Raw genomic sequence first — 23,141 nt, 5'->3', positions numbered from 1 at the left:
TTAGATTAAAACTGAGCCTCAACTCGGTAGATAACTTGCCCCTTGTTGGAGAATTTCTGCTCGTATTCTGTCATGACATTGCCTTCAAAATCACTGGCATGTAAATCGAGCCAAACACCATTGAGCTTCATGCCATATTGAGAAAAACTCACTAGGCTGTACTCAAACAAGCCACGGTTATCCGTTTTGAAATGAATTTCTCCATTTTCAGGTAAGATACGCTTGAAGGTATCCAAGAAAGTCTTGTAGGTCAAACGACGCTTTTCATGGCGTTTTTTAGGCCATGGATCTGAAAAATTCAGATACAAGCGATCAATTTCGCCATCTTCAAAGTAGTCAGTCAAGTCAGAACCATCTACCCACAAGAGCTTGATATTAGGCACTCCAACTTCAAGGACCTTGTCTAAAGCATAACTCAAAACAGACTTTTGAATATCAATCCCGATATAGTTGATGTCAGGGTTTTGCTTGGCCATACCTGAAACAAAGGCACCCTTTCCACTTCCAACTTCCACATGAATGGGATTGTCATTGCCAAACAAGTCCCGCCATTTCCCCTTGGCTTCCAAGGGATTGAGGACCACATACTGGGGATTTGCTTCTAGTAATTCTGTCGCCCCTTTACGATTTCTAACTCTCATCTTCTCTTTCCATACTTGTCTCGGAAGTGACGCAGGCCATGAATCTCCCGATTGACATTTTCTAAATCTTGGTTCATATAATACTTGGAAATCTGGCTCAAATAAGACAATTGACCGTACCAATACAATTTATTTAATACCGTTTGATTGTACTTGTAACCGTAGTAGGTCAACCATTCCTTCCACTGATGTTCTGGAATATAATGGCAGAGCATATGGGCCACATCAAACATGCGGTCGGTCAAGCGAACCGAATCCCAATCTACCAAATAAATCAAGCCACTGTCTGTCTCAATCCAATTACTATGTCGTACATCTCCATGGACAATAGTCGCATGATCCTCTCTAAATCCTGGAATAGTCTGACGTAAATCAGCCATCACTTCACTGATAAAATGATTTTTACGCAAAGCATCTGGAGCCGTTTCTTGCCAAGACTGTAGTAAATCTACAGGTGTTTCCATGGCATATCCCAAACGACTCAACTGTGTCATCAACGGACGTGAGCGATGCAGGCGGGTTAAAATATTGACGATTTGTTTACGATTCATATCATAGGGGGTCAATATTTTGCCTGTCAACCATTCTTGAGCACACATATCACGCCCATCTGCCAAACGGCGACTCCATAATAATTGTGGAGCAATTTGTTCTCTAGCTAGACCAGGTAGGATTGGAGAGGTGTTCATTTTTACAAAGATGCGCTTCCCATCAGGATAGCTACCCATATAAGCCTTGCCACTCTTCCCAGGTATGGGAGTCAGTGTTAGCTCATTATCACCCAAATCCATTTCTTTCCTCCGTATAAAGTTTCCTTACTATTCTACTAGTTTTTGCCCTATTCGTCAACCGCTCCACACCCGATTCTAAAAGAAAAGCATCTGGATTGGCTTGGGTATCATTATAGAAAGAAAAAGGTAAGCACAATCTCCTACTTACCTTTTCATAATTTTTATAAATAATATAAAAGTGGCCAACTGTTGTAAAACATGTGGACTAGAGTAGAAACCCATAAGTTTTGGCTCTTTTTATAAGCAAAGCCCAGTAACAAGCCCCCAAGTAGATAAAAAATAAACGAAGGGACATTAGAAGGTCCATGCATGAAAGAAAAGAGAGAGGAAGTTAGCACAAGCCCTAACCAAGAATTGTCAAAAACGGCACCTTGAAGAAGTCCTCTGAAAATGAGTTCCTCCTGGATGGGACCAAAAACTGAGGAAGTCAAAATCAAAGACAGAGAAATTCCTCTGCTGACTTCCGCCAAGTGTTGAACTCCTGCGCCAGAAGAAACAGCGAAGAAATGAATATAAACTAGCGTCTCAAGCAGACTTAGAAGAAAGATTTCAATGAAAAGCAAAAGTTCTTTCTTGCTTAACATCCCAAAAGAAATCATTTCAAACTTTCTAGCATAAGTAACACTCATCGAGGTTACAAGAAGACTTACAATAATCAATTCAGATTCATTTTGAAAAAAATCCCCATGGTTAATCGTATAAGGAACTGTAATGACGATTAGTAGTACTAAAAATCCAAAACAAAAGGCATGAAATTTATCAAAAAACTTCATAAAATTATCCTCCTCAACAAACAAACTTCCCTACAAGTCATCCTTTAACTCTAGTCTTTCCAAAACAAACCATTGTATACTCTTCGAAAACCTCTTCAAACCACGTCAACGTCGCCTTGAATTATATATGTGACTGACTTCGTCAGTTCTATCCACAACCTCAAAACACTGTTTTGAGCAACCTTCGGCTAGTTTCCTAGTTTGCTCTTTGATTTTCATTAAATATAAGTTAAGAGTGGCAAACTGTTGTAAAACATATGGACTAGAGTAGAAACCCACAAATTTTGGCTCTTTTTATAAGCAAAGCCCAGCAACAAGCCCCCGAAAAGATAATAGCAAAACGAAGGAATATCATAAGGTTCATGCATTAAAGAGAAGAGAGAGGATGTCAGCACAAGCCCTATCCACGAATTGTCAAAAACCGCACCTTGAAGAAGCCCTCTAAACATGAATTCCTCCTGGATAGGTGCCAAAACTGTGGCACTTACAATAAAGGAAAGCGAAAGTCCTTTACTAGCTTCCTCAAGATGTTGAGCCGAAGCACCAGAAACAACTGAGAAAAAAGCATGATAGCTAATACTTACCAGCACAGTGAGAAGAAAGATTCCAATGAAGAGCAAGAGTTGTTTCTTGCTTAAAATCCCAAAAGAAATCATATCAAACCATTTAGCATAGCCAAAACTAAGGAAAAGCAAGAGACTCTTTATAATAATGAATGTGTACTGGTGTTGAAAATAATCCCCTTGATTGACGGAATATCCCGCTGCACCAACGATGGCAAATACTAAAAATCCTAAAAACAAGGCATGGCACTTATTGAAAATGGCCATAAAGCTATCCTCCTCATCAAACAGACTTCCCTACAAGTCATCCTTGAGCTCTAATCTTTCCAAAACAAACCATTTTAGCAACCAAAATCCGACCACATAGCCAGCCCCTAAGAAGATAGCCATTAAAGATAACATGGGATTTAGGAAATAAAAGACCACCACAGATACAAAGGTTAGCACAAAAACATTAAAAGCAATGGTGTCAGAAGCCAAGACTAGAATATAAGGTGTCAGCCAGTCTAAGGTTTTGGAATCTAGGAAAAATAAGTGTTTATACATGATGACCTCCTCTATGGCTGAAAAGCAAGTCTTCTGGTTTTTTACCCCAGAACCCTGTGTAGAAAAGTGAGCAAAAATGGTAAGTTTGCGATGATATTATTAACAATATGAATCGAATAAGAAGGATAGATGCTCTTCGTATAACGTGTCAGCCATGCATATAGACAACCCACTGCCGTATAGACAAAAATATCTGCGAGACTTGGCAAGCTAGAAAAGTGGGGCAAGGCAAATAAGAATGACGGAAAGAGAAGATCCAGCCCCCACCTCGAATTCTTAAAGAAGGCATGTTGAAGCAATCCCCTAAATACCAATTCTTCCATCAGAGGTCCTAGTACGATTAAGGTTAGGTAAACACCAAACTCCGCAAAATTTGTCTCACTATAGGCAATAAACAAATTCCACCCTTCATTGGTTCCCTGAACGTGTTTAGCTGTCAGATAGTTAAAGCAGATAAGTACAACAGCGGCTAACACCGTCAGAACAGAATAGCTCAACCACTTTTTCCTAGGGATGCGAAAGAGATAAGCATGGCCCGACCCGATCAAAATCCAAACCATCGAGCCGATAAAGAGAAGGCTGATGATGTTTCGAATCCAGATAAGATTTCCTACCCAAGACGAGAACTCCCAATAATTGCTCCAAAATTGGGTTGTCCAAAACAAGCCAAAAAACAAAAACAAATAAGAAAGAATGGCACTCGTTTTGAAAAGAATAGAGTGTCTTTTCATATAACTCCTCCTACTATGACCTACCCTTGCCAGGCTCTACTACTGCAAGATTAAGAAGACAGTTTGTTCTTTTTAAGGCTAACCTGACTACTAGACAATAGATATATTAAGGCATTAAAAACAATGAAAATATGGCCATAGAATAAAATCAACCTCACATCTAAACCAAGATAAAGTTTGACCATTAAAAAGATGAGCAAAAGAATTTGAAACCATACCGTTTTTCCAAAAATAAATTTAAAGCGGTTTTGGATGTCTACTTCCTTGATTTTTACCGCCACCCCTTTATTAGCAAGAAGGAAAATTCCTGCTTCAAACAATCCACTGTAGAGAACAATCCACCCAATCGATACATTAGAGATTTGTAAAAATGTCCCTAAAAGAATATTCAACATACTACTCAAAAAAATAACAAGAAATAATCTGTATTTCATATTAAATACCTCCATTCATTTATTTCACGAACGATTTAATAGAAGCTTCTAATCAAAAATTCTGTCAAAAAAGGAAGACAAACTACTTTTTATAATACTTCAAGCCCCAAATGAGCAAAAGCATGATAAGCAAGCAGAGAATAGCGCCAATATAGGCAATTAGTTGTTGATAGGATTCTCCTGCTGTGATACCTCTATACAAACAAATAATAGACATAAAACCTGTCAAGCCGATATACATGAGTTGATTGGTTCTAGGACTAACCAAATCATCATCTTCAAACTCTCTTATCCTCATTTCCCTAGTCAGGTAAACAGTGACCAAAATAGAAGCCAAGTTAATAACCACTAAGAGAAATTGGAAAACCAAGGAAAAGTGTAAAAACTGACGAGATAGAAATAGATAAGTAGAGACAAGCAAGGGCAACTGCCCTAGGAACAATCTCGCAAGGAAGATATTCCGTTTTTTAGCAAGAAAAGTTTTCATTTCTTTGCTCCTTTCTTTTTAGTTAAAGCAACATAGATCATAACCGCAATCATATAGGCTATGTATAAAATAGCTGATACCAAATACTCTCCCTAAGCGGATAAAGAAAGATGGACATAATCAGATACAGAACGAAAATGATCAGTATTTTTTTCTTCATAAGATTTCCTCCTAAATGTGTGCTTTATCTTAGTTGAGCAAGAACCTTTACACTGCTAGTATAGCGCTCATTTTGACCTTGGAACAATCAAATCATAAATGGTCATCAAAACATCTTGAATTGTAAAAAATTTAAAAAAGCAAGCATGAAAAACATACTTGCACTAAGGAAATTTAACAATGTAAAAACTTAAAATCGAAAGCTATTCACCCTTACTTCCGTCTGTTCTGATAGATTCTCATGATTGCAACAAGGATAGCAGCTGTCCCACTTGCCAAAACCAGGAGGGTAATGATAATGTTGAGAATTTCAGGCGTACTCTCTATTCTGTTGATAAGACGGAGTAGAGATATAACTGCTAACTGAATCAGGAGTATTGATTCTACTCTTATCAATGAAGTCAGTTGGTTTTCAACTGCATATAAAAAGGCTGGTAGCATAACACAGGCTATAGCAATCACAAACAGATTGCTCCCTGTTTCTTCTCCCTTGTTCACCACGGAAATCATGAGAAGATTCGATGCTATGATCAAGGTAGAACAGATGATAAAAAAGGATTTCTTATTCATATAGGATACCTCACAAACTAGAGTATATATTATTTTTGGTTTCTGAATGATATTCATTATTTTGGTAAGGAGAAAGTTCTTTGTTCAATTCAAGATGTTTCAATAACCATTCAAGATTTGGATTAAAATTTTTTAAAAATAGTACTATACTAAACTTGTCACATTTGTAACATAGCAAGAATCTATATTCGGAGGCAAGTAATCATGAAAAATAAGATTTATTATATATCCAATATTTTTTATGGAATATTACTATTTTCTATTGGATTAAAATCAAAAGTATTTATTTTTAGCAGTTCAATGTCCATAACTTTAATAACTCTATCTATAATAGGATTATTAAAAACTAAAAATAAAAAGTAGAACCCCCTCCCGATAGTTGATGATAGAGAAAATTATTTCATACAAGCAATTTACTGTAACTCAAAACTACTTTGATTAACTATTCAACCATACAGACCGAGTAACAAGAACTCTCGGTCTTATTTTTTATCATTCTGTATGTATTATAGTAAACACCTGACGAAAGACTTGATTTTGGCAGGTGGTATTTAGACTAGTATTGGGATGGCTTTCCACAATTTTCATGACGGTATAGAGACCAACTCCTCTCTCCTCCCCTTTAGAACTGGCTCCAAAGGAGAAGATTTCAGAAATATCGATGCTCTCTTCTTTGATGGAGTTTTCAATGATAAAGGTCTCCTGTGCTCCATTTTTTAAAAAGGCAATTGAAACATGAGGTTGACTGGCCTCTGCACTGGCTTCAATGGCATTGTCACAAAGGATAGACACAATGGTTAGAAAATCAAGCAGGCTCATCCCCTCGACCTGAATCTCCTCAGGAACTTCGACATTAAAGATAATCTTCTTATCTCTGGCTTTTAGAAATTTCCCTGCTAGGAGACTTTTGAGGGCTTTATCACGAATATTCACCAATCGACCAAGGTCATATTTATTGTCCTGCAATTTTTCACTAGAATCCTTTAAGACCGAATCGTAGACCTCTTTTATCTGCTCCATATCCTCCTCTTCAATGCCCAGACGTAAACTGGTCAAGAGGTTGGTGTAGTCATGGCGAAAGCTCCGTACTTCCTTGTAAAGTTCCTCTATATGCCGACTATAGCGTTCCATATCTCTGTAGCGCAAGGCCTGCTCTTGGTCCAATCTCTCATGGAGTTTGTCCTTCAAATAGGTATCCAATTTCTTAATAATTCCCATAAAAAAGAGCAAGTAAAAGACTAGGATGAGATGGCGAACAGTCTTTGATTGGATATCGTATGCATATTCAAAGTAAGACAGATTTTCCATGACTAGAAAGTAGGCCCCCATTATCCAGTTAATCTTAGTCAGGGACTTTTGAAAAGCTTTATCGAGAATCTCCTTTCTCAAACTAGTAAAATCATAGTCCAACCATTTCAAAAAGGCTAGAGAAATGAAGAAATTGAAAATCATTATAAACACCCAAATAAATGAGTATTTGTCATTTATTTGCCCTTGGTCTAAAAACGGAAGCACAAAATAAGAAACACCTCTATAAAAGAGATTCACCAATATCATTGGAAAGAGACCATAAAAGAAAAGGAGTTTTTTAGGAAGGCCTCTTAACAATAAGAAAGATAAGCCGATGCCGTACAAGGGTACCACAAAATAAGATAGGTAAGTATTTCCTACTATATAGTTAATCGTTACAAAAACGACTGCTAAAAGTAACTTAAAAAGAAAAGCTTTAAAAAATCTCTCCAGAGTTAGAACAATTCCATCCACCTTAAAAAATATAAACAATTCCAATCCAGCTATCAAAAATGAATATACTATCTTCCAAACTATTTCCATTACATCACCTCACTTAGTGTAAGTTATTGATAGTCTCAGACACTTCCCTGACCTTATAACGCGCTATCATACAGCTTCCACCATTGGGAAAGTAAAGCAGTTTTTCTTTCTTATCCAAACGAACCACATTGGCAGGATTGATGAGAAATGAGCGGTGGCACTGCAAGAGACGGGGTTCCTGCTTGAAAACCTCCTCTAAACTCGCTGTAAATTCCAGCCTATCTGTCTTGGTATAGAGAATAACACGATGGGCTCTGGGCGATGTTTCAAGGTAATAAACCTCTTTAAAAGGATACTGGAATTGGGCAAATTTTGATTTAAAGTAAAAACAATCTTCCGCCAGACTTTTACTATCTTGACTATTGGCATAGAGGAGGGCTGTCTCGATACGAGATTCAAACTCCTCTGCTGACAAGGCCTTATCAATGTAGTCCAGAGCAGACACTTGGTAGCGAAAGGACAGGGGCATAAACTCTGAGTGAGTCGTCACAAAGACAATCAGGGCATAGGGGTCTCGATCCCGAATCTTTCTAGCCACCTCTAGACCCTTCATCTCCTCATTTCGAATCTCAATATCCAAAAAGAATAGCTGATGGGCTCCCTTCTCATGCACCTCTGACAGCAGCTGGTCTGGTTTGCCAAAGACCTCAAAGGAGCTGGGAATGATATGATGTTCTTTCAAAAGTTTCTCAATCGTCGTTTCAATCCTAGTCTGTTGGGAAAAATCATCTTCTAAAACAAATATTCTCATCTTCTTACTCTCCTTGTTTTAATTTCTTCCTAAAAAGAGAATAGCAAAAATACTATGATACAAGCCCACCAAATCCTAAACAGGCCTTTAACGCTCCTGAAGGGTGTCTTGTTCCTCAAATAAGCATGATAATCTTACCACTATTTTATCATAAAATCTTAACAGTACCATTCAGGAAATTTCAAGGACAATTAAAGATTTGAGGCTGAAAAAAGAGATAAAAGTGATAAACTGACAGTATCAAAATACAATTGCTAGAAACAAGACTAGCACCCAGATTAAAGGAGGAATTCTCATGACAGATACAGACCCTATCAAAAGAGCTCAGACTTTGATAACTGACTTAAACAAAGCCTATCAAGCATGCAAACAGGCAACCGCTGACGACGTCCGCTTTCAGGAGCAATTAAACTCTATTCTTGGCTTTCTAGCCAAGGCTGAAACAGTGGATAATCGAGTCTTGATTGAACTGGAAAAATTTTACCAGACTTCCAGTCTTCTCATGGGACTCAGCGCTCTTGATCCAGACGCTCCTACTCGCGCCGCTTGGCGAGCCTATGACCGCTTCCACTTTGACCAAGTCAAGACCAAGTTGAGCCTCTACGGACCAACCATTATCCTGTAGCAACTAAAAAGAAGCTGAGACAAACGGAACTCAACTTCTTTTTTAGTGTCATATAGACAATGTTAATCCTGCATCTGACGTTTTACTTGATAAGGTAAGTACAAGACTAGTAAAACCAAACCAGCTCCCAGCAAGGCTAGAAGGGCTAGTTTTTCTTGGAAGGTAATCACCCCAACAACTAATTCCACAAGTAAAACAAAACTGGTCAATCCTCGGACTACCGCCTGCAAACCTTTTTCCTTTTGCCCCTTGTCCAGTGGAAAGAGTTGGGTCAAATACTGGTAGTCAAAGGCGTGATAGAGGGCCAGCAACTGGAAGAGCAAGAGGTAGTTAAAGAGAACCACCACTGCTGTCGCAATCCAAGCTTGCTCGATAAAGACCTGCGCCAGTATGGAAAGCAAGAGCAGACGAAGACTGAGCGCAAAGAGGTCTCCATTTCGCAGATAAGAACGCAGATAGAGATTTTGCCAAATCTTCCCAGGCACCTTCTGAACAACCTTTAGGATAAAGTCCAGATAGGCACGACGCTTGACGCTGTTTGAAATTCCTTTGACCTGCGTAAAGAGGGCAAAGAAACGAAGCAAGACTTGCTTACGCTTGCTTTCTTGAGAAATAACATAGTCCCAGTCCAGCCCAGTTTCCGTGAAAAATTTGCTGACCTTTTGACGAAAGAGGAAATATTTTCCTACTCCCAATAAAAACACATAGATCAGAAAAACAGGCAAGTCATAGCCCATTGCCAAAAATAAGGGCGCAAATAACAGCAAGAAAAGGGTCTGGACAAAGAGCCAAAAGGCTAGAGAAATGCCAGTTTGACGCTTGAGATGGAGCTTGATTTCCTCTTCTCCAACTAAGAGAAAGAGCTTGTCTGGAGCCTCCATATAGGTGGCAATTCCTCCCCAAAGCAAAAGTAAAACAGAGGTAATTCCTACAAATAAAAGAATAGGCCAATGATTTTCAGGAAAATCTTGCAAGAGTTGACTGTACTGGTAGGCTAGAAAGCCCAGCAGGACAAGCAGGAACAAGACAAAGTGGTCATTAAGAACATAGCGCAGATAACCGACACACTCCTTACGAAAAGCCTGCTTTCTCTTTAAAAACAAGTCTTTCATAGCTCCTCCTCTTTGGTCAGAGCCAAGTAGATATCATTCAAACTAGCCTCAGGCATGTTAAAGGCTTCGCGCAGTTGCGAGAGATTTCCCTTGGCACGAACCTCTCCCTTGTGGAGAATGACAAAGGCATCACACATCTTCTCCGCCGAATCCAGCACGTGGGTACTCATGAGAATGGACTTGCCTTTTTGCTTTTCCACTTCCAAAAGCTGAATCAAGTCCGCAATAGCTAGCGGATCAAGACCAAGGAAAGGCTCATCCACGATAAAAAGACTCGGATCCACCACAAAAGCACAGATAATCATGACTTTCTGCTTCATCCCTTTTGAAAAATGAACAGGAAACCAGTCTAATTTCTGATCCAAACGGAACATTTTCAACAAAGATTCTACTCGCTCAAAAGCCATTTTCTGCTCTATTCCATAAGCCATAGCCACTGTTTCAATATGCTCTCTGAGAGTCAATTCCTCATACAGACTAGGTGTCTCAGGAATGTAGCCAATTTGCTTACGGTAGTTAGTCGCATCTCCTTGCAGGGTCAGACCATTGATATTGATGGAGCCACTATAAGGTGTCAACAGACCGATAATCTCATTGATTGTCGTCGATTTACCAGCACCATTGAGACCAATCAGACCGACCAGCTGCCCACTTTCAACAGTAAAGGATACATCTTTCAAGACAGGGACATGGACATAGCCACCTGTCAGGTTTTTAATTTCTAACATATTTTCTCCAAATCTGGTATAATGTAGCTATATTATATCAAAATTCAATACAGTAGAGGTAGATTTTATGTCAGATTGCATTTTTTGTAAAATCATCGCAGGGGAAATTCCTGCTTCAAAAGTATACGAAGATGAGCAGGTTCTTGCCTTTCTTGATATCTCTCAAGTGACACCAGGGCACACCTTGGTCGTACCAAAAGAACACTATCGCAATCTCTTGGAAATGGACGCTACTAGCGCCAGCCAACTCTTTGCCCAAGTACCAAAAGTAGCTCAAAAAGTCATGAAAGCTACCAAAGCTGCTGGTATGAATATCATTGCCAACTGTGAAGAAATCGCCGGGCAAACAGTCTTTCATACCCACGTTCACCTCGTACCTCGCTACAGTGCGGACGATGACCTCAAGATTGATTTTATCGCCCACGAACCAGACTTTGACAAACTTGCTCAAGTCGCTGAAACCATCAAAAATGCCTAAGGAGTTGCCATGAAATTATCCAACCTACTGCTATTTGCAGGAGCTGCAGCCGGAAGTTATCTGGTCACAAAAAATCGCCAAACCATCACAGATGAAGTCTTGAATACCACTGACCGCGTTCAAGCTATCAAGGATGATGTGGATATTATCCAAAACAGCCTACAAATCATTGACCAGCAAAAAGAACTCATCAAGGAATACCAAGAAGACCTGACTTACAAGTTTAAGGTCTTGGAAAAGGATATCCAGACTAGACTAGCTGTGATTAAAGAAACACAGGAAACTGAAGATAAGTAAAAAGAGCCCGACGGCTCTTTTTAAAACGTAAACAAGTTATATCCCATCAACTATACATCACAATTTAGACAACTCACTCACCATTTCACAACTAAATCGAAGACTTTCCGCCGTAATGAAAACACCTGAAACAGCTTGATTTCAGGTGTCCGGAAACTTTGAGACCTAGGCTCAAAGTTTAGGTATGGAACTTCGAAGAAGGTCGCTACCGTCCGTCATTACTTAAGGAAAATCTTAAAAAATCTATAAAGTAAAAAGAGCCCGACAGATCTTTTTGCTTTATTCTCCTTCAAAGGCATCTTTAATATGGTCAAAGAATCCCTTTTTCTTTGGATTGACTTTTAAATCACCCGCAGCTGCGAATTCTTTCAAGGCTGCTTTTTGGCGGTCGTTCAAGCCTGTCGGTGTTACGACATTAACGGTAACGTATTGGTCACCAACTGCACCGCCACGAAGGCTCGGAGCTCCCTTACCACGTAAACGGAATTTCTTACCAGTCTGAGTTCCCTCTGGGATAACCAATTCAACATCACCGTGAACCGTTGGGATATCAACTGTATCACCAAGAGCTGCTTGGACAAAGTTGAGATTGAGATTGTAGAAGATAGTGGTTCCTTCACGTTCAAACTTGTCGCTGGCTTCCACAGAAACCACTACATACAAGTCACCATAAGGTCCACCATTAAAGCCAGCTTCACCTTGGCCTGCTAGGCGAATTTGTTGACCAGTTTCCACACCAGCAGGGATTTTGACATGTACACTATGGGCTTGTTTTTCATGACCTGTTCCGTGACAAGTTGTACATGGATCTTTGATTTCTTTTCCGCGACCATGACAGACATCACAGGTTACTTGGCGACGCATCATACCAAGCGGAGTCTGCGTATCAACGTTAATGACACCAGCTCCATGACAGCGTCCACAAGTGACTGGACTTGTTCCTGGCTTAGCACCAGAACCGTTACATGTACTACAGCTTGCTTCACGGTTGTACTTAACCTCTTTTTCAGCTCCAAAAATAGCTTCTTCAAATGTCAAGTTCACACGATACTGGAGGTCATCCCCTTGACGAGGGGCATTTGGATTGCGCGAAGCACCACCACCGCCAAAGAAACTTGAGAAGATATCTTCAAAACCACCGAAGCCTCCTGCCCCATCGAAACCGCCGAAACCACCAGCTCCACCAAAACCACCGTTGGCTCCAGCAGCACCGTATTGGTCATAGGCAGCACGTTTTTGGTCGTCACTCAAAGTCTCATAGGCTTCCTGAACTTCCTTGTACTTTTCCTCAGCACCAGGCTCCTTGTTGATATCTGGGTGATATTTTTTCGAAAGCTTACGATAAGCCTTTTTGATCTCGTCTGCCGAAGCGTTTTTTGACACCCCCAGACGATCATAAAATTCAGTATTGTTCATACAAGATACCAAGACCGTAAAATTCGACTGAAAAATAGGAAATCTGACGCTGGAGCGATGCTCCTAGACAGATTTATCTTTTTTCTGAGAATTTAGGTCGTGTTCAATTCCTTTCTGTTATATTGAGTAAGAAATTTGGGAACCCGTGTTCAATTTTCTGAACACCCTTGTTCCTTTCTATAATTTTCATGTAAATCTTTAGAAGCTGTTTTCTATACTCTGCTTCACTTGATCAAACTCTTCATCTGATAGAGTAAATATCAAATCCTCTTCAGCATACTCGTTCTGTTCTTTAAAATAGTTGTCCGTATTCTCCGCCAACCCTAAACCGAAAATCACTTTTCTTGCAAACTCTTGATGTGCAAAACCGATAGCCGTAATGATTTGTTTATCTTGGACAAGAACTTTCGGTTGGAAATTTTCACGTGGAAGAAATTCAAAATAGTCAAAGAAGTTTTGCCAAATTCCACCTGTAAATTTCGTGTCGTTCAACAAGCCTGCTTTCGCCAATAAAAGGGGCGCTGAAGAAATGGCTGCAATTAGGATATCTTGCTCATTAAGACTTCTCAAAAACGAGATTAATTTCTCATCTTGTAGAGCAGGACCTATATTTATCATTCCTGGCAAAATCACACAAGAATAATCTTCTATACGGATTTGATTCAATGTTTTCGTCGGTTGACAGGGCAAACCATCCTCAGAGACCACCATCGAATTCTCAGATGTTACATAATCAATCGTGATATCAAAAGACAGAGCTAAAGTACTCGTTAAAGTGGTTATCTCATAAAGAGAAAAATTAGGATAAATGATACAAAGTACTTTTTTCATACGTAACATCCTCTATTTTATCGAAAAACAGAGGCTGGGTTGCAACCTCTGGATTTCTTCTTATCATTACGACGTTCGAGTTTTAAAAATCAAACTAGTAATGCTAAATCGAGCACGCCCTAACCTCTTGGCGAAAAAGACAAATCTTTCTAGAAACTAAAGTTTCTGCGTCAGATTTCCTATTTTCACTGTGAGGTTTTAACGGGCTTTGCATCTTACTTTTCAGTAAACTCTCCGTCTACGACGTCATCGCCTGCGTTTCCTGTGGCTTGTGCGCCTTCTGCTCCTGCTTGAGCTTGTTGGGCTGCTGCGGCTTGTTCGTAGAGTTTCACAGCAAGTCCTTGAGCTTTTTCGTTCAATGCTTCAAGTTTTGCTTTCATGTCGTCCAAGTTGTTGTCTTCTTGAGCTTTCTTAAGGTCATCAAGAGCAGCTTGGGCAGCGTCACGTTCTGCGTCGAATCCTTTGCCTTCAGTTTCCTTGATAGTCTTTTCAGTCGCAAAGATAGCTTGGTCTACTTCGTTACGAAGGTCAACTTCTTCTTTACGTTTCTTATCTGCTTCAGCGTTAGCTTCTGCATCTTTCATCATGCGGTCAATTTCTTCGTCAGTCAAACCTGAGTTAGATTGGATCACAATTGTTTGTTCTTTTTGAGTTCCAAGGTCTTTAGCTTTAACAGACACGATACCATTCTTATCGATGTCAAATGTTACTTCAATTTGAGGAATTCCACGAGGTGCAGCTGGGATATCTGTCAATTGGAAACGTCCAAGAGTCTTGTTATCTGCCGCCATTGGGCGTTCACCTTGAAGAACGTGGATATCAACGGCTGGTTGGTTGTCTGCTGCTGTTGAGAAGACTTGTGATTTAGATGTTGGAATAGTTGTGTTACGGTCGATAAGTTTTGTGAAGACACCACCCATTGTTTCGATACCAAGTGACAATGGTGTTACGTCAAGAAGGACAACGTCTTTGACATCACCAGTGATGACACCACCTTGGATGGCAGCACCCATAGCAACTACTTCGTCAGGGTTTACTGATTTGTTTGGTTCTTTACCAGTTTCAGCCTTAACAGCTTCTACAACGGCTGGGATACGAGTTGAACCACCAACAAGGATAACTTCGTCGATTTCTGACAAGCTCAAACCTGCATCAGAAAGGGCTTGACGAACTGGAACTTTTGTACGTTCTACAAGGTCACGAGTCAAGTCGTCAAATTTGGCACGAGTCAAAGTCATTTCCAAGTGAAGAGGTCCAGCCTCACCTGCAGTGATAAATGGCAAGCTGATTTGTGTTGAAGTTACACCAGAAAGGTCTTTCTTCGCTTTTTCAGCTGCATCTTTCAAACGTTGCATTGCCATCTTGTCAGTAGACAAGTCAATGCCGTTTTCTTTCTTGAATTCTGCTACCAAGTGGTCAATGATTTTTTGGTCAAAGTCGTCACCACCAAGTTTGTTGTCCCCTGCAGTTGACAATACGTCGAAGACACCGTCACCCAATTCAAGGATAGATACGTCGAATGTACCACCACCAAGGTCAAATACCAAGATTTTTTCTTCTTTGTCAGTCTTGTCCAAACCGTAAGCAAGGGCTGCTGCAGTTGGTTCATTGACGATACGTTCTACTTCAAGACCAGCGATTTTACCAGCGTCTTTTGTTGCTTGACGTTGAGCATCGTTAAAGTAAGCTGGAACTGTGATAACTGCTTTGGTTACTTTTTCACCAAGGTAGTCTTCAGCGTAGCCTTTCAAGTATTGAAGGATCATAGCTGAGATTTCTTGTGGAGTGTATTCTTTTCCATTTGCAGAAACTTTTTCAGAAGTTCCCATCTTAGATTTGATAGAGATAACTGTATCTGGGTTTGTAACTGCTTGACGTTTTGCAGCGTCACCAACGATGATTTCTCCATTTTTGAATGAGACTACAGATGGAGTTGTACGGTTTCCTTCTGGGTTTGCGATGATTTTGCTTTCAGTTCCTTCAAGAACTGCAACTGCTGAGTTTGTTGTACCTAAGTCAATACCGATAATTTTAGACATGTGTTTTTCTCCTTAAATTTTATATTCTATTTTTCTTTTTGATACTCTTCTTAAGTGGCGGCGCCGTCAGAGCTTGACTTCGTCAATCTCTTTGACTAAACTTTGAGCCTAAGGTCTAAAAGTTTGCGCAAATAGCGCCACGGCGAAGAGTATCGTCTTTGGTTCGCTTCGCTCACTATTGCAAAGCCAAATATATTTTATCTTTCTTCATAGTTTATTGTCGTTTCGGACAAGTTTTTTAAGTTCTCTAGCCTAGTTGTACACCACTACCATAGCTGGGCGTAGGATGCGGTCATGGAGTTTGTAGCCTTTTTGGAAAACTTGAGCGATGGTATCTGCTGGGTGTTCATCGTCTGCTGGAAGAGTTTGGATGGCCATATGATAGTTATGGTCAAATTCACCGTCAGCTGCGATTTCTTCGATTCCTTCTTCTTTCAAAGCGTGAATCAAGCTTTCTTGCACCATTTCCAAGCCCTTCTTCACATCATCTGTCAAACCTTCAACTGCGAGTGCACGCTCAAGGTTGTCCAAAGAAGGGAGAATCGCTTTTGCCAAGTCCTGGCTACGATAACGTTGCAAATTTTGACGCTCTTCATTGGCACGGCGTTGGATATTTTGCATTTCTGCATGAGCGCGAAGATATTTATTTTCGAACTCATCTGCACGTTCATTTGCCAAGTCCAATTCAGACTTCTCAGGAGTTGTTTCTTCTACCGTTTCCACAACTTCCTCTTCTTGAACTTCTTCTACTTCTTCATTTTTTATATCTTGGGCCATTTTCGCCTCCTTTAATGATTTCAATCTTAATGTACTTCGTAATGATTACTGCTGAGGTAGCGGTAAAAATCTGTCAACTTCATGGTCAAAACACGATTGACTACATTGACTTGGTTGATTAATTGCTGATAATCCAGATTAACTGGACCGATAATGGCTAGAATTCCAACTCCCCGATAAGGAATGAGGAACTTGCTACTAATCACCGCTAGGTCGGCTAGACAGGACTCTTGACTGTCTGCAACACGAACGTTTTGCATCTGATCTTCACGCAGACCCTCACGAATCTCCAGAGCCACCTTTTGCGGTTGGTCAAAGAACTGATAAGCTGCCAGATTGGCAAAATTCAAGAGATTGACTTTGCCCGCCACCACAATGTTTTCGTTGAACATTTCCTTAAAGATATGTTCAAAGAGATCGATAACATTGTCCGTTGTTGTAAAGTAACGCTGGATAATCTGCGGAATCTCCGTCCGAATCTTGTAGTGAATATCTAGAACGGTGTGGCCGAGGAAACGTTCCTGAATGATGCTCTTCAGCTTCAGCAAATCCTCCTGCAAAAAGTTCCTTGGAATCAGAAACTGACTGGTAACCGTTCGAGACTCGTCTAGGGTGAATACCGCCAAGGCTGTATGTTGCCCCAAAACAACGATATCAAAGGCTGTCAAACGTTGCCTGCTCGGCTCAACATCCAGTGCTACTACCGTACAGCCACTCAAGTCTGTCAGCAGGTTAGCAGCCTCTTGCAGAATATCCTCCAATTTGAAGAATTCCTGATCAAAGGCTTTGACAATCTCATATACCTCATTTTCAGCTAGTCGGTCAAAATCCAGTGAGTGTTTCACATAGTACTGAAAACCAGCAACACTTGGCATCCGACCACTTGAAGTATGGGCCTTCTCAAGCAACCCTTGCTTTTCTAGAGCCGCCATGTCATTACGAATGGTTGCACTGCTAGAGTTAATAGACTCTTGCAAGGCTTTGGATCCGACAGGTTCGTGCGTTTTGGTAAAGATGTCAATAATCAGATTTAAAATATCCTGCTGACGCTCTGTAACCACCTCATCACTCCTCTCTGTCTGATCGATTAGCACTCGATACACTCAAGTGCTAACTTATGATTCTATTATACACCCTTAAAAGAGAATGTCAAGACAAAAACTCAAAAAATTAGCACTCTTTTGCCAAGAGTGCTAAAAATCAGTCTAAAGACCTAGAACCTTACTGTTTATCTACTCGGTATGCCCTTTTAAGCCTTAAATAGCCATGAATTAAATAAGAAATCATAAAGGCATATAAAAGAAAAATAACGAAGAAAGACATAGAAAGTTCTTCTTTAAATAAACTTATACAAACAACCAAACCACCTAAGAAAGTAGCTGCACATGAACGAAATCTATATCGCATAACTTCCCATCTGAGCCCCTTACTCATATAGACTTGATCCTCTGGAAGTATATTAGAAGCCGGTTTACGAAAAATTGAATAAAAACCTCTTTCTATCAATTCCCAACCTCTATTTCTAAAATCTTGCAGTTCATGCTTATATTTTTTAAGAAATCTAGAATCATAGATACGGTAGATGACATCGTCTGGTTGACATTGGTCAAAATAGAAAAAACCAAAACGACTCGTTCTATACCTCCAACCTTTCAAGTGCATCTCATGTAAATATTCTTCTTTCTTATCCTCATCAAGAATCGTAAAAATCCGAAATTGTAGTTTGCTTTTCATCATCGCACCTCCAAATTAGAAAACATGCATGGTTTTATTTATCAGATAATTCTTTCCACTTTTGAAACAATCTCCAAAAAATATAAGACATCTGAATCGAATGAACTATCAATAAAACACCATCTATTATAACAATCAAAAACATTTCCCAACTGAAAGAACTACCTCCAGTGACAAACTTTGAGAAAACCGGTAGTAGAGCTAAAAAGAGAAGCAAAATAGGAAGCATCCGCCTCGTTAAAATCCGTTTGACCATAGCTAGCTTCCCGGCCGCGTCATTATAAATTTCAAACTCGGCATCCAACTCAATTCCAGAATGAAGCTTTCTAAAGTAGGAAAAACCATTAAAGTCTGTAATATGCTCCCATCCACAGTCTTTAAATAATTGTAAATAGGAGGCTCTCTCTGATTTTTTCATAGGATAAAAGTCCAACTGATAAGACACCTGCTCCGGTTGGCACTTTTCAAAAGTATACTTAACCGCAACTACTAAGTTAGAGTAGGTCACTTCCTTGAGTTTCCAGCCCTCAGCATGCATTTTTCTAAGATATAAAGCCTCTCTATCATAATCCGCAATGGTAGCAATTCTATAAACAACCTTCTTTTCCATCATCTTTCCTCCAGACTGTTTCTATAGAGCCGTTCAATACGTTTCAATTCAATATCTAAGACTTTTCTTCCCAAGTCTGTAATCTGATAGATTTTACGCTTCTCCTCTTCTCGGACAAAGGAAATCAAACCATCCTTTTCCATTTTTGACAAGGTTCCATACATAGTTCCAGGACTAATCGAAACTTGCAAATCTGTCATCTCCTTGACCTTTTGCGTAATACTGTACCCATGACCTTCCTTTTGCAGACAGAACAAGATATAAAAGCCCGTTTCCGTCATCGGAAGATAAACTCGACGAATCTTATCCGTTAATTCCATTTATAGCTACCTCCTATCCAGTTCGATATATCGCACTTCGTTATATAAAATATATCACACCTCGATATAAAATACAAGAAAAAAAGATTATCCTCACGGACAATCTTCCTTCTATATTAGTATTAGTAAAGGTCTAAATAATTATCAATTTCCCATTGTGAAACGAAGGTTGCATAACTTGCCCATTCGATTCGTTTGGCTTCAAGGAAACTAGTATAGATATGTTCTCCGAGAGCCGCTATGACAACTTCATCTTCTGTCAAAGCTTTCAAAGCGTTGTGAAGGGTTGATGGAAGGTCTGTAATACCAGCTTCCTTACGCTCTTCTGCTGTCATGATGTAGATATTTTCTTCGATAGGAGCTGGTGCTTCGATTTTATTCTCAATACCATGCAAACCAACTTCCAACAGCACAGCCATAGCGATGTAAGGGTTCGCCATTGGATCCACTGAACGCAACTCAAGACGAGTTCCCATACCACGTGAAGCAGGCACGCGCACAAGTGGCGAACGGTTACGACCAGCCCAAGCAATATAAACAGGCGCTTCATAACCTGGAACCAAACGTTTGTATGAGTTAACCGTTGGGTTCATGATGGCAGTATAGTTGTAGGCATGCTTAATCAAACCACCAAGGAAATGGTAGGCCGTTTCTGACAACTGCATTCCTTTTGGATCATTTGGATCAAAGAAGGCATTGTTTCCTTCTGCATCAAACAAGGACATATTACAGTGCATACCTGATCCGGCAATACCAAATTTTGGTTTGGCCATAAAGGTTGCGTAAAGACCATGTTTGCGAGCAATGGTTTTAACAACGAGTTTAAAGATTTGAATCTTATCACAAGCACGGAGAACTTCATCGTACTTAAAGTCAATCTCATGTTGTCCAACCGCAACCTCATGGTGACTTGCTTCTACTTCAAATCCCATTTTGGTCAAGACATTGACAATCTCACGACGTGTATTGTCCGCAAGGTCAGTAGGCGCCAAATCAAAGTAGCCACCCTTGTCATTTACTTCAAGTGTTGGGTCTCCATTTTCATCAAGTTTAAATAGGAAGAATTCTGGTTCTGGTCCAAGGTTGAAGGACTTGAATCCCACTTCTTCCATGTGACGAAGAGCACGTTTCAAATTGCCACGAGGATCACCTGCAAATGGCTCACCTTCTGTTGTATAGACATCACAGATCAAACCTGCAACACTTCCATTTTCATCTCCCCAAGGGAAGACTGTCCATGTATCCAAGTCAGGGTACAAGTACATATCTGACTCATTGATACGTACAAAACCTTCAATAGAAGATCCATCAAACATAGCCTTATTTGACAAGACTTTATCTAACTGTTCATCTGTAGCAGGAATTTCGACGTTTTTCATGGTTCCCAAAATATCTGAGAACATGAGACGAATAAAGGTAACATTTTTTTCCTTGACTTCACGACGAATATCTGCAGCTGTGATTGGCATGAGTTTTCTCCTTAATGTATAACTACTTGCGGTTGCCTAACCGCGACCAAAAGGTGACCGTACTGAAGCAAAGCGACCCTGTTGGAGGAGTTCATTATGAAGTGCACGACGCACCTCAGTCTGACTCACCGCTTTCTTGGATTTCGCTTCACGTTCAGCATATTTTTTCTTGATGGCAGCGATATTATAACCTTCAGAGATATAATCTTTGATTTCAAGCAGACGATCCATGTCATTCAAGGAATACATGCGACGGTTCCCTTCGTTTCGATCAGGCTTAATCAACTCTTGATCTTCATAATAACGAATCTGACGCGCCGATAGGTCGGTCAACTTCATAACACTGCCGATAGGAAAAACAGCCATATTTCGGCGAAATTCTTTTTCCTTCATTTACAATTTCCTTCTTTCTGTCTATTATAGTCTAAAAAAAGACAAACGTCAATTGATAATGTTATAAAATGTAACATTATTTTTCTTTTTTCTCTAAAATGAGCCGAATACGATCAATATCGTAATTTACGAGAATTGCGACAAAAACTCCCATGAAAGTTTCTGATACACGCGCAAACACGTACAAAATCGTTTCCCCACTCGGAATTGATAAGGTAATGATTAACATAGCTGCTACACCACCAATAACCCCTGCTTTGTTATTCATGGCTACATTTGTCATAATGGTTAACATGGTGCAGATTGGAACAACAACTAAGGTTACCCAAAAGGCTTCGTGGAAAAAACTATTTATTAGGAAGAAAACCAAGGCATAGAGGCCACCGATACTATTTCCTAGAATACGCGAAGTCCCAAAATGAACACTCTTATCAAAACTCTCCCTCAAGCTAAAAACGGCTGTCAAAGCACCGATTTGAAGACCTTTCCAGCCAAAAAAGCCAAAAATCAAGAGAACTAGAAAAACAGCAATACCTGTTTTAAAAGTTCGCATACCAAGTTTGAACTGGGATTTATCGAATTTATATTTTTTAAAATAACTCATAATCTCAACCTTCTATTTCCATTTTATCATAAATTGGCTGATTTTATGAGGAATAGTTGAGAGGAAGCGTTTTTATTTCAAGCAAAAGAAAAGAGGAACTTTCATCCCTCTCTTCTTTGATTTATTTATAAAATCTTATTTTTCTGTCAAGGCTGCAAGTCCTGGAAGAACTTTACCTTCAAGAAGTTCCATTGATGCTCCACCACCAGTAGAGATCCATGAGAATTTGTCTGCACGGCCAAGGTTAATCGCTGCGGCAGCTGAGTCACCACCACCGATGATTGATTTAACGCCTGGTTGTTTCACGATAGCGTCCATGACACCGATTGTACCAGCTTGGAAGTCTGGGTTTTCAAATACACCCATAGGTCCGTTCCATACAACTGTTTTGGCACCAGTCAAAGCTTCGTCAAATTTAGCGATAGATTTTGGACCGATGTCAAGACCAAGGAAGCCTTCAGAAACTGCTTCACCTTCAGTGTCACGCACTTCAGTGTAACCAGCAAATGCGTTAGCTTCTTTTGAGTCAACTGGCAAGATCAATTTACCGTTTGCTTTTTCAAGAAGAGCTTTCGCAACATCCAATTTGTCTTCTTCTACAAGTGAGTTACCGATTTCGATACCTTGTGCTTTGTAGAATGTATAAGTCATACCACCACCGATAAGGACTTTATCAGCTTTTTCAAGCAAGTTTTCGATAACACCAATCTTGTCTGAAACTTTTGAACCACCAAGAATGGCTACGAATGGACGTTCTGGAGTTTCAACTGCTTCTTGGATGTAGGCAATTTCGTTTTCAAGAAGGAAACCAGCAACTGCTTTTTCAACGTTTGCTGAGATACCAACGTTAGATGCGTGTGCACGGTGAGCTGTACCGAATGCATCGTTTACGAAGATACCATCTCCAAGTGATGCCCAATATTTACCAAGTTCAGGATCGTTTTTAGATTCTTTCTTGCCGTCAACATCTTCGTAACGAGTGTTTTCAACCAAGAGAACTTGTCCATCTTCAAGAGCGTTGATAGCTGCTTCCAATTCAGCACCACGAGTAACACCTGGGAAAACAACGTCTTGGCCCAATTTAGCTGCCAAGTCTGCTGCTACAGGAGCAAGTGATTTACCAGCTTTATCAGCTTCTTCTTTCACACGTCCAAGGTGAGAGAAAAGAATTGCACGTCCACCTTGTTCGATGATGTACTTAATAGTTGGAAGAGCTGCTGTGATACGGTTGTCGTTAGTGATTACGCCATCTTTCAATGGTACGTTGAAGTCAACACGAACGAGGACTTTTTTACCTTTCAAGTCAACGTCTTTAACAGTAAGTTTTGCCATGTTACAAAAACCCCTTTATTTATTTTATTCGAAACTATTATATCACACTTTGGAAATATAAGGAAAGATTTCACAAGATTTTTCGATATTTAATCTT

General features: G+C 39.9%; 28 protein-coding genes. 3 read left to right on the top strand and 25 right to left on the bottom strand.

Features of this window, described 5'->3' with window-relative positions:
- Positions 1 to 5 precede the first annotated feature (5 nt).
- The 11 genes from trmB to NMM17_RS05740 all read right to left on the bottom strand — a co-directional run bounded on the left by trmB (position 6) and on the right by NMM17_RS05740 (position 8,279).
- Entirely contained in the window at positions 6 to 641 is a 636-nt protein-coding gene (trmB, locus tag NMM17_RS05790) for a tRNA (guanosine(46)-N7)-methyltransferase TrmB (protein ID WP_001266095.1), read from the bottom strand.
- Positions 638 to 1,432: a cell cycle regulator CcrZ gene (gene ccrZ / locus NMM17_RS05785; protein ID WP_000362999.1), complete on the bottom strand. Its 795-nt coding sequence runs from the start codon at positions 1,430 to 1,432 to the stop codon at positions 638 to 640. The genes trmB and ccrZ overlap by 4 nt, the downstream gene beginning before the upstream one ends.
- A gap of 161 nt (positions 1,433 to 1,593) precedes the next feature.
- Positions 1,594 to 2,205 carry a CPBP family intramembrane glutamic endopeptidase gene (locus tag NMM17_RS05780; RefSeq protein WP_254754024.1) on the bottom strand — a complete coding sequence of 204 codons (612 nt, stop codon included), beginning with the start codon at positions 2,203 to 2,205 and terminating at the stop codon, positions 1,594 to 1,596.
- 218 nt (positions 2,206 to 2,423) lie between these two features.
- On the bottom strand, positions 2,424 to 3,035 hold the full coding sequence (locus NMM17_RS05775; RefSeq protein WP_033681343.1) for a CPBP family intramembrane glutamic endopeptidase: 612 nt from the start codon (positions 3,033 to 3,035) through the stop codon (positions 2,424 to 2,426).
- A 30-nt stretch (positions 3,036 to 3,065) separates the two neighbouring features.
- Positions 3,066 to 3,314 carry an immunity protein BlpZ gene (gene blpZ / locus NMM17_RS05770; protein WP_000276515.1) on the bottom strand — a complete coding sequence of 83 codons (249 nt, stop codon included), beginning with the start codon at positions 3,312 to 3,314 and terminating at the stop codon, positions 3,066 to 3,068.
- Between the two features lie 41 nt (positions 3,315 to 3,355).
- On the bottom strand, positions 3,356 to 4,045 hold the full coding sequence (locus NMM17_RS05765) for a CPBP family intramembrane glutamic endopeptidase (RefSeq protein ID WP_254754023.1): 690 nt from the start codon (positions 4,043 to 4,045) through the stop codon (positions 3,356 to 3,358).
- Positions 4,046 to 4,095: 50 nt separating this feature from the next.
- Entirely contained in the window at positions 4,096 to 4,479 is a 384-nt protein-coding gene (locus tag NMM17_RS05760; RefSeq protein ID WP_254754022.1) for an immunity protein, read from the bottom strand.
- A gap of 82 nt (positions 4,480 to 4,561) precedes the next feature.
- Positions 4,562 to 4,966 carry an immunity protein gene (locus NMM17_RS05755; protein ID WP_254754021.1) on the bottom strand — a complete coding sequence of 135 codons (405 nt, stop codon included), beginning with the start codon at positions 4,964 to 4,966 and terminating at the stop codon, positions 4,562 to 4,564.
- Positions 4,967 to 5,338: 372 nt separating this feature from the next.
- Positions 5,339 to 5,695, bottom strand: coding sequence for a hypothetical protein (locus NMM17_RS05750; RefSeq protein ID WP_254754020.1), 357 nt, complete (start codon positions 5,693 to 5,695; stop codon positions 5,339 to 5,341).
- Positions 5,696 to 6,187: 492 nt separating this feature from the next.
- Positions 6,188 to 7,528 carry a sensor histidine kinase gene (locus NMM17_RS05745; protein WP_254754019.1) on the bottom strand — a complete coding sequence of 447 codons (1,341 nt, stop codon included), beginning with the start codon at positions 7,526 to 7,528 and terminating at the stop codon, positions 6,188 to 6,190.
- Between the two features lie 13 nt (positions 7,529 to 7,541).
- On the bottom strand, positions 7,542 to 8,279 hold the full coding sequence (locus NMM17_RS05740; RefSeq protein WP_254754018.1) for a LytTR family DNA-binding domain-containing protein: 738 nt from the start codon (positions 8,277 to 8,279) through the stop codon (positions 7,542 to 7,544).
- Positions 8,280 to 8,574: 295 nt separating this feature from the next.
- Between NMM17_RS05740 and NMM17_RS05735 the strand changes: the two genes are divergently transcribed.
- Positions 8,575 to 8,904: a hypothetical protein gene (locus NMM17_RS05735; RefSeq protein ID WP_004261043.1), complete on the top strand. Its 330-nt coding sequence runs from the start codon at positions 8,575 to 8,577 to the stop codon at positions 8,902 to 8,904.
- Between the two features lie 62 nt (positions 8,905 to 8,966).
- Here the strand turns inward: NMM17_RS05735 and NMM17_RS05730 are convergent, their stop codons facing one another.
- The gene (locus NMM17_RS05730; RefSeq protein WP_125447817.1) at positions 8,967 to 10,016 is read right to left on the bottom strand and encodes an ABC transporter permease; all 1,050 of its coding nucleotides are present in this window, start codon (positions 10,014 to 10,016) and stop codon (positions 8,967 to 8,969) included.
- On the bottom strand, positions 10,013 to 10,744 hold the full coding sequence (locus NMM17_RS05725) for an ABC transporter ATP-binding protein (protein ID WP_254754017.1): 732 nt from the start codon (positions 10,742 to 10,744) through the stop codon (positions 10,013 to 10,015). The genes NMM17_RS05730 and NMM17_RS05725 overlap by 4 nt, the downstream gene beginning before the upstream one ends.
- A 67-nt stretch (positions 10,745 to 10,811) precedes the next feature.
- Here NMM17_RS05725 and NMM17_RS05720 point away from each other — a divergent pair, with 67 nt between their 5' ends.
- Together NMM17_RS05720 and NMM17_RS05715 are read left to right on the top strand one after the other, a co-directional pair.
- On the top strand, positions 10,812 to 11,222 hold the full coding sequence (locus NMM17_RS05720; RefSeq protein WP_001278317.1) for an HIT family protein: 411 nt from the start codon (positions 10,812 to 10,814) through the stop codon (positions 11,220 to 11,222).
- A 9-nt stretch (positions 11,223 to 11,231) separates the two neighbouring features.
- Entirely contained in the window at positions 11,232 to 11,519 is a 288-nt protein-coding gene (locus NMM17_RS05715; RefSeq protein ID WP_049487998.1) for a hypothetical protein, read from the top strand.
- 279 nt (positions 11,520 to 11,798) lie between these two features.
- Here the strand turns inward: NMM17_RS05715 and dnaJ are convergent, their stop codons facing one another.
- From dnaJ to pgk, 12 genes are all read right to left on the bottom strand, one after another.
- The gene (gene dnaJ / locus NMM17_RS05710; RefSeq protein WP_001066308.1) at positions 11,799 to 12,935 is read right to left on the bottom strand and encodes a molecular chaperone DnaJ; all 1,137 of its coding nucleotides are present in this window, start codon (positions 12,933 to 12,935) and stop codon (positions 11,799 to 11,801) included.
- A 198-nt stretch (positions 12,936 to 13,133) separates the two neighbouring features.
- Positions 13,134 to 13,766: a DJ-1/PfpI family protein gene (locus NMM17_RS05705; protein ID WP_101782648.1), complete on the bottom strand. Its 633-nt coding sequence runs from the start codon at positions 13,764 to 13,766 to the stop codon at positions 13,134 to 13,136.
- A gap of 215 nt (positions 13,767 to 13,981) precedes the next feature.
- Entirely contained in the window at positions 13,982 to 15,805 is a 1,824-nt protein-coding gene (dnaK, locus tag NMM17_RS05700) for a molecular chaperone DnaK (protein WP_000034661.1), read from the bottom strand.
- Between the two features lie 252 nt (positions 15,806 to 16,057).
- Positions 16,058 to 16,582 carry a nucleotide exchange factor GrpE gene (gene grpE, locus NMM17_RS05695; RefSeq protein WP_000046038.1) on the bottom strand — a complete coding sequence of 175 codons (525 nt, stop codon included), beginning with the start codon at positions 16,580 to 16,582 and terminating at the stop codon, positions 16,058 to 16,060.
- Between the two features lie 26 nt (positions 16,583 to 16,608).
- Complete coding sequence (hrcA, locus tag NMM17_RS05690; RefSeq protein WP_000255759.1) at positions 16,609 to 17,643, bottom strand: heat-inducible transcriptional repressor HrcA; 1,035 nt, start codon at positions 17,641 to 17,643, stop codon at positions 16,609 to 16,611.
- Between the two features lie 160 nt (positions 17,644 to 17,803).
- Entirely contained in the window at positions 17,804 to 18,316 is a 513-nt protein-coding gene (locus NMM17_RS05685; protein ID WP_218493998.1) for a DUF2812 domain-containing protein, read from the bottom strand.
- Positions 18,317 to 18,350: 34 nt separating this feature from the next.
- Positions 18,351 to 18,926: a DUF2812 domain-containing protein gene (locus NMM17_RS09670; RefSeq protein ID WP_004238824.1), complete on the bottom strand. Its 576-nt coding sequence runs from the start codon at positions 18,924 to 18,926 to the stop codon at positions 18,351 to 18,353.
- Positions 18,926 to 19,246, bottom strand: a complete 321-nt coding sequence (locus NMM17_RS05675) for a PadR family transcriptional regulator (protein ID WP_000423971.1) — start codon at positions 19,244 to 19,246, stop codon at positions 18,926 to 18,928. Before NMM17_RS05675 ends, NMM17_RS09670 begins: the two co-directional genes overlap by 1 nt.
- Positions 19,247 to 19,368: 122 nt before the next feature.
- The gene (gene glnA, locus NMM17_RS05670) at positions 19,369 to 20,715 is read right to left on the bottom strand and encodes a type I glutamate--ammonia ligase (RefSeq protein ID WP_049501990.1); all 1,347 of its coding nucleotides are present in this window, start codon (positions 20,713 to 20,715) and stop codon (positions 19,369 to 19,371) included.
- A gap of 36 nt (positions 20,716 to 20,751) precedes the next feature.
- Positions 20,752 to 21,108, bottom strand: a complete 357-nt coding sequence (gene glnR / locus NMM17_RS05665) for a transcriptional repressor GlnR (RefSeq protein WP_000659548.1) — start codon at positions 21,106 to 21,108, stop codon at positions 20,752 to 20,754.
- Positions 21,109 to 21,184: 76 nt separating this feature from the next.
- Positions 21,185 to 21,712, bottom strand: coding sequence for an aromatic acid exporter family protein (locus NMM17_RS05660; RefSeq protein WP_218493988.1), 528 nt, complete (start codon positions 21,710 to 21,712; stop codon positions 21,185 to 21,187).
- A gap of 135 nt (positions 21,713 to 21,847) precedes the next feature.
- Positions 21,848 to 23,044: a phosphoglycerate kinase gene (gene pgk / locus NMM17_RS05655; protein WP_001096743.1), complete on the bottom strand. Its 1,197-nt coding sequence runs from the start codon at positions 23,042 to 23,044 to the stop codon at positions 21,848 to 21,850.
- Positions 23,045 to 23,141 lie beyond the last annotated feature (97 nt).

This window comes from Streptococcus sp. CF7_Ac1-12, from assembly GCF_024295905.1.
Classification (GTDB): Bacteria; Bacillota; Bacilli; order Lactobacillales; family Streptococcaceae; genus Streptococcus; species Streptococcus mitis_AP.
Note: the sequence above shows the minus strand (reverse complement) of the source record. Positions and strands in the feature narration are given on the sequence as shown.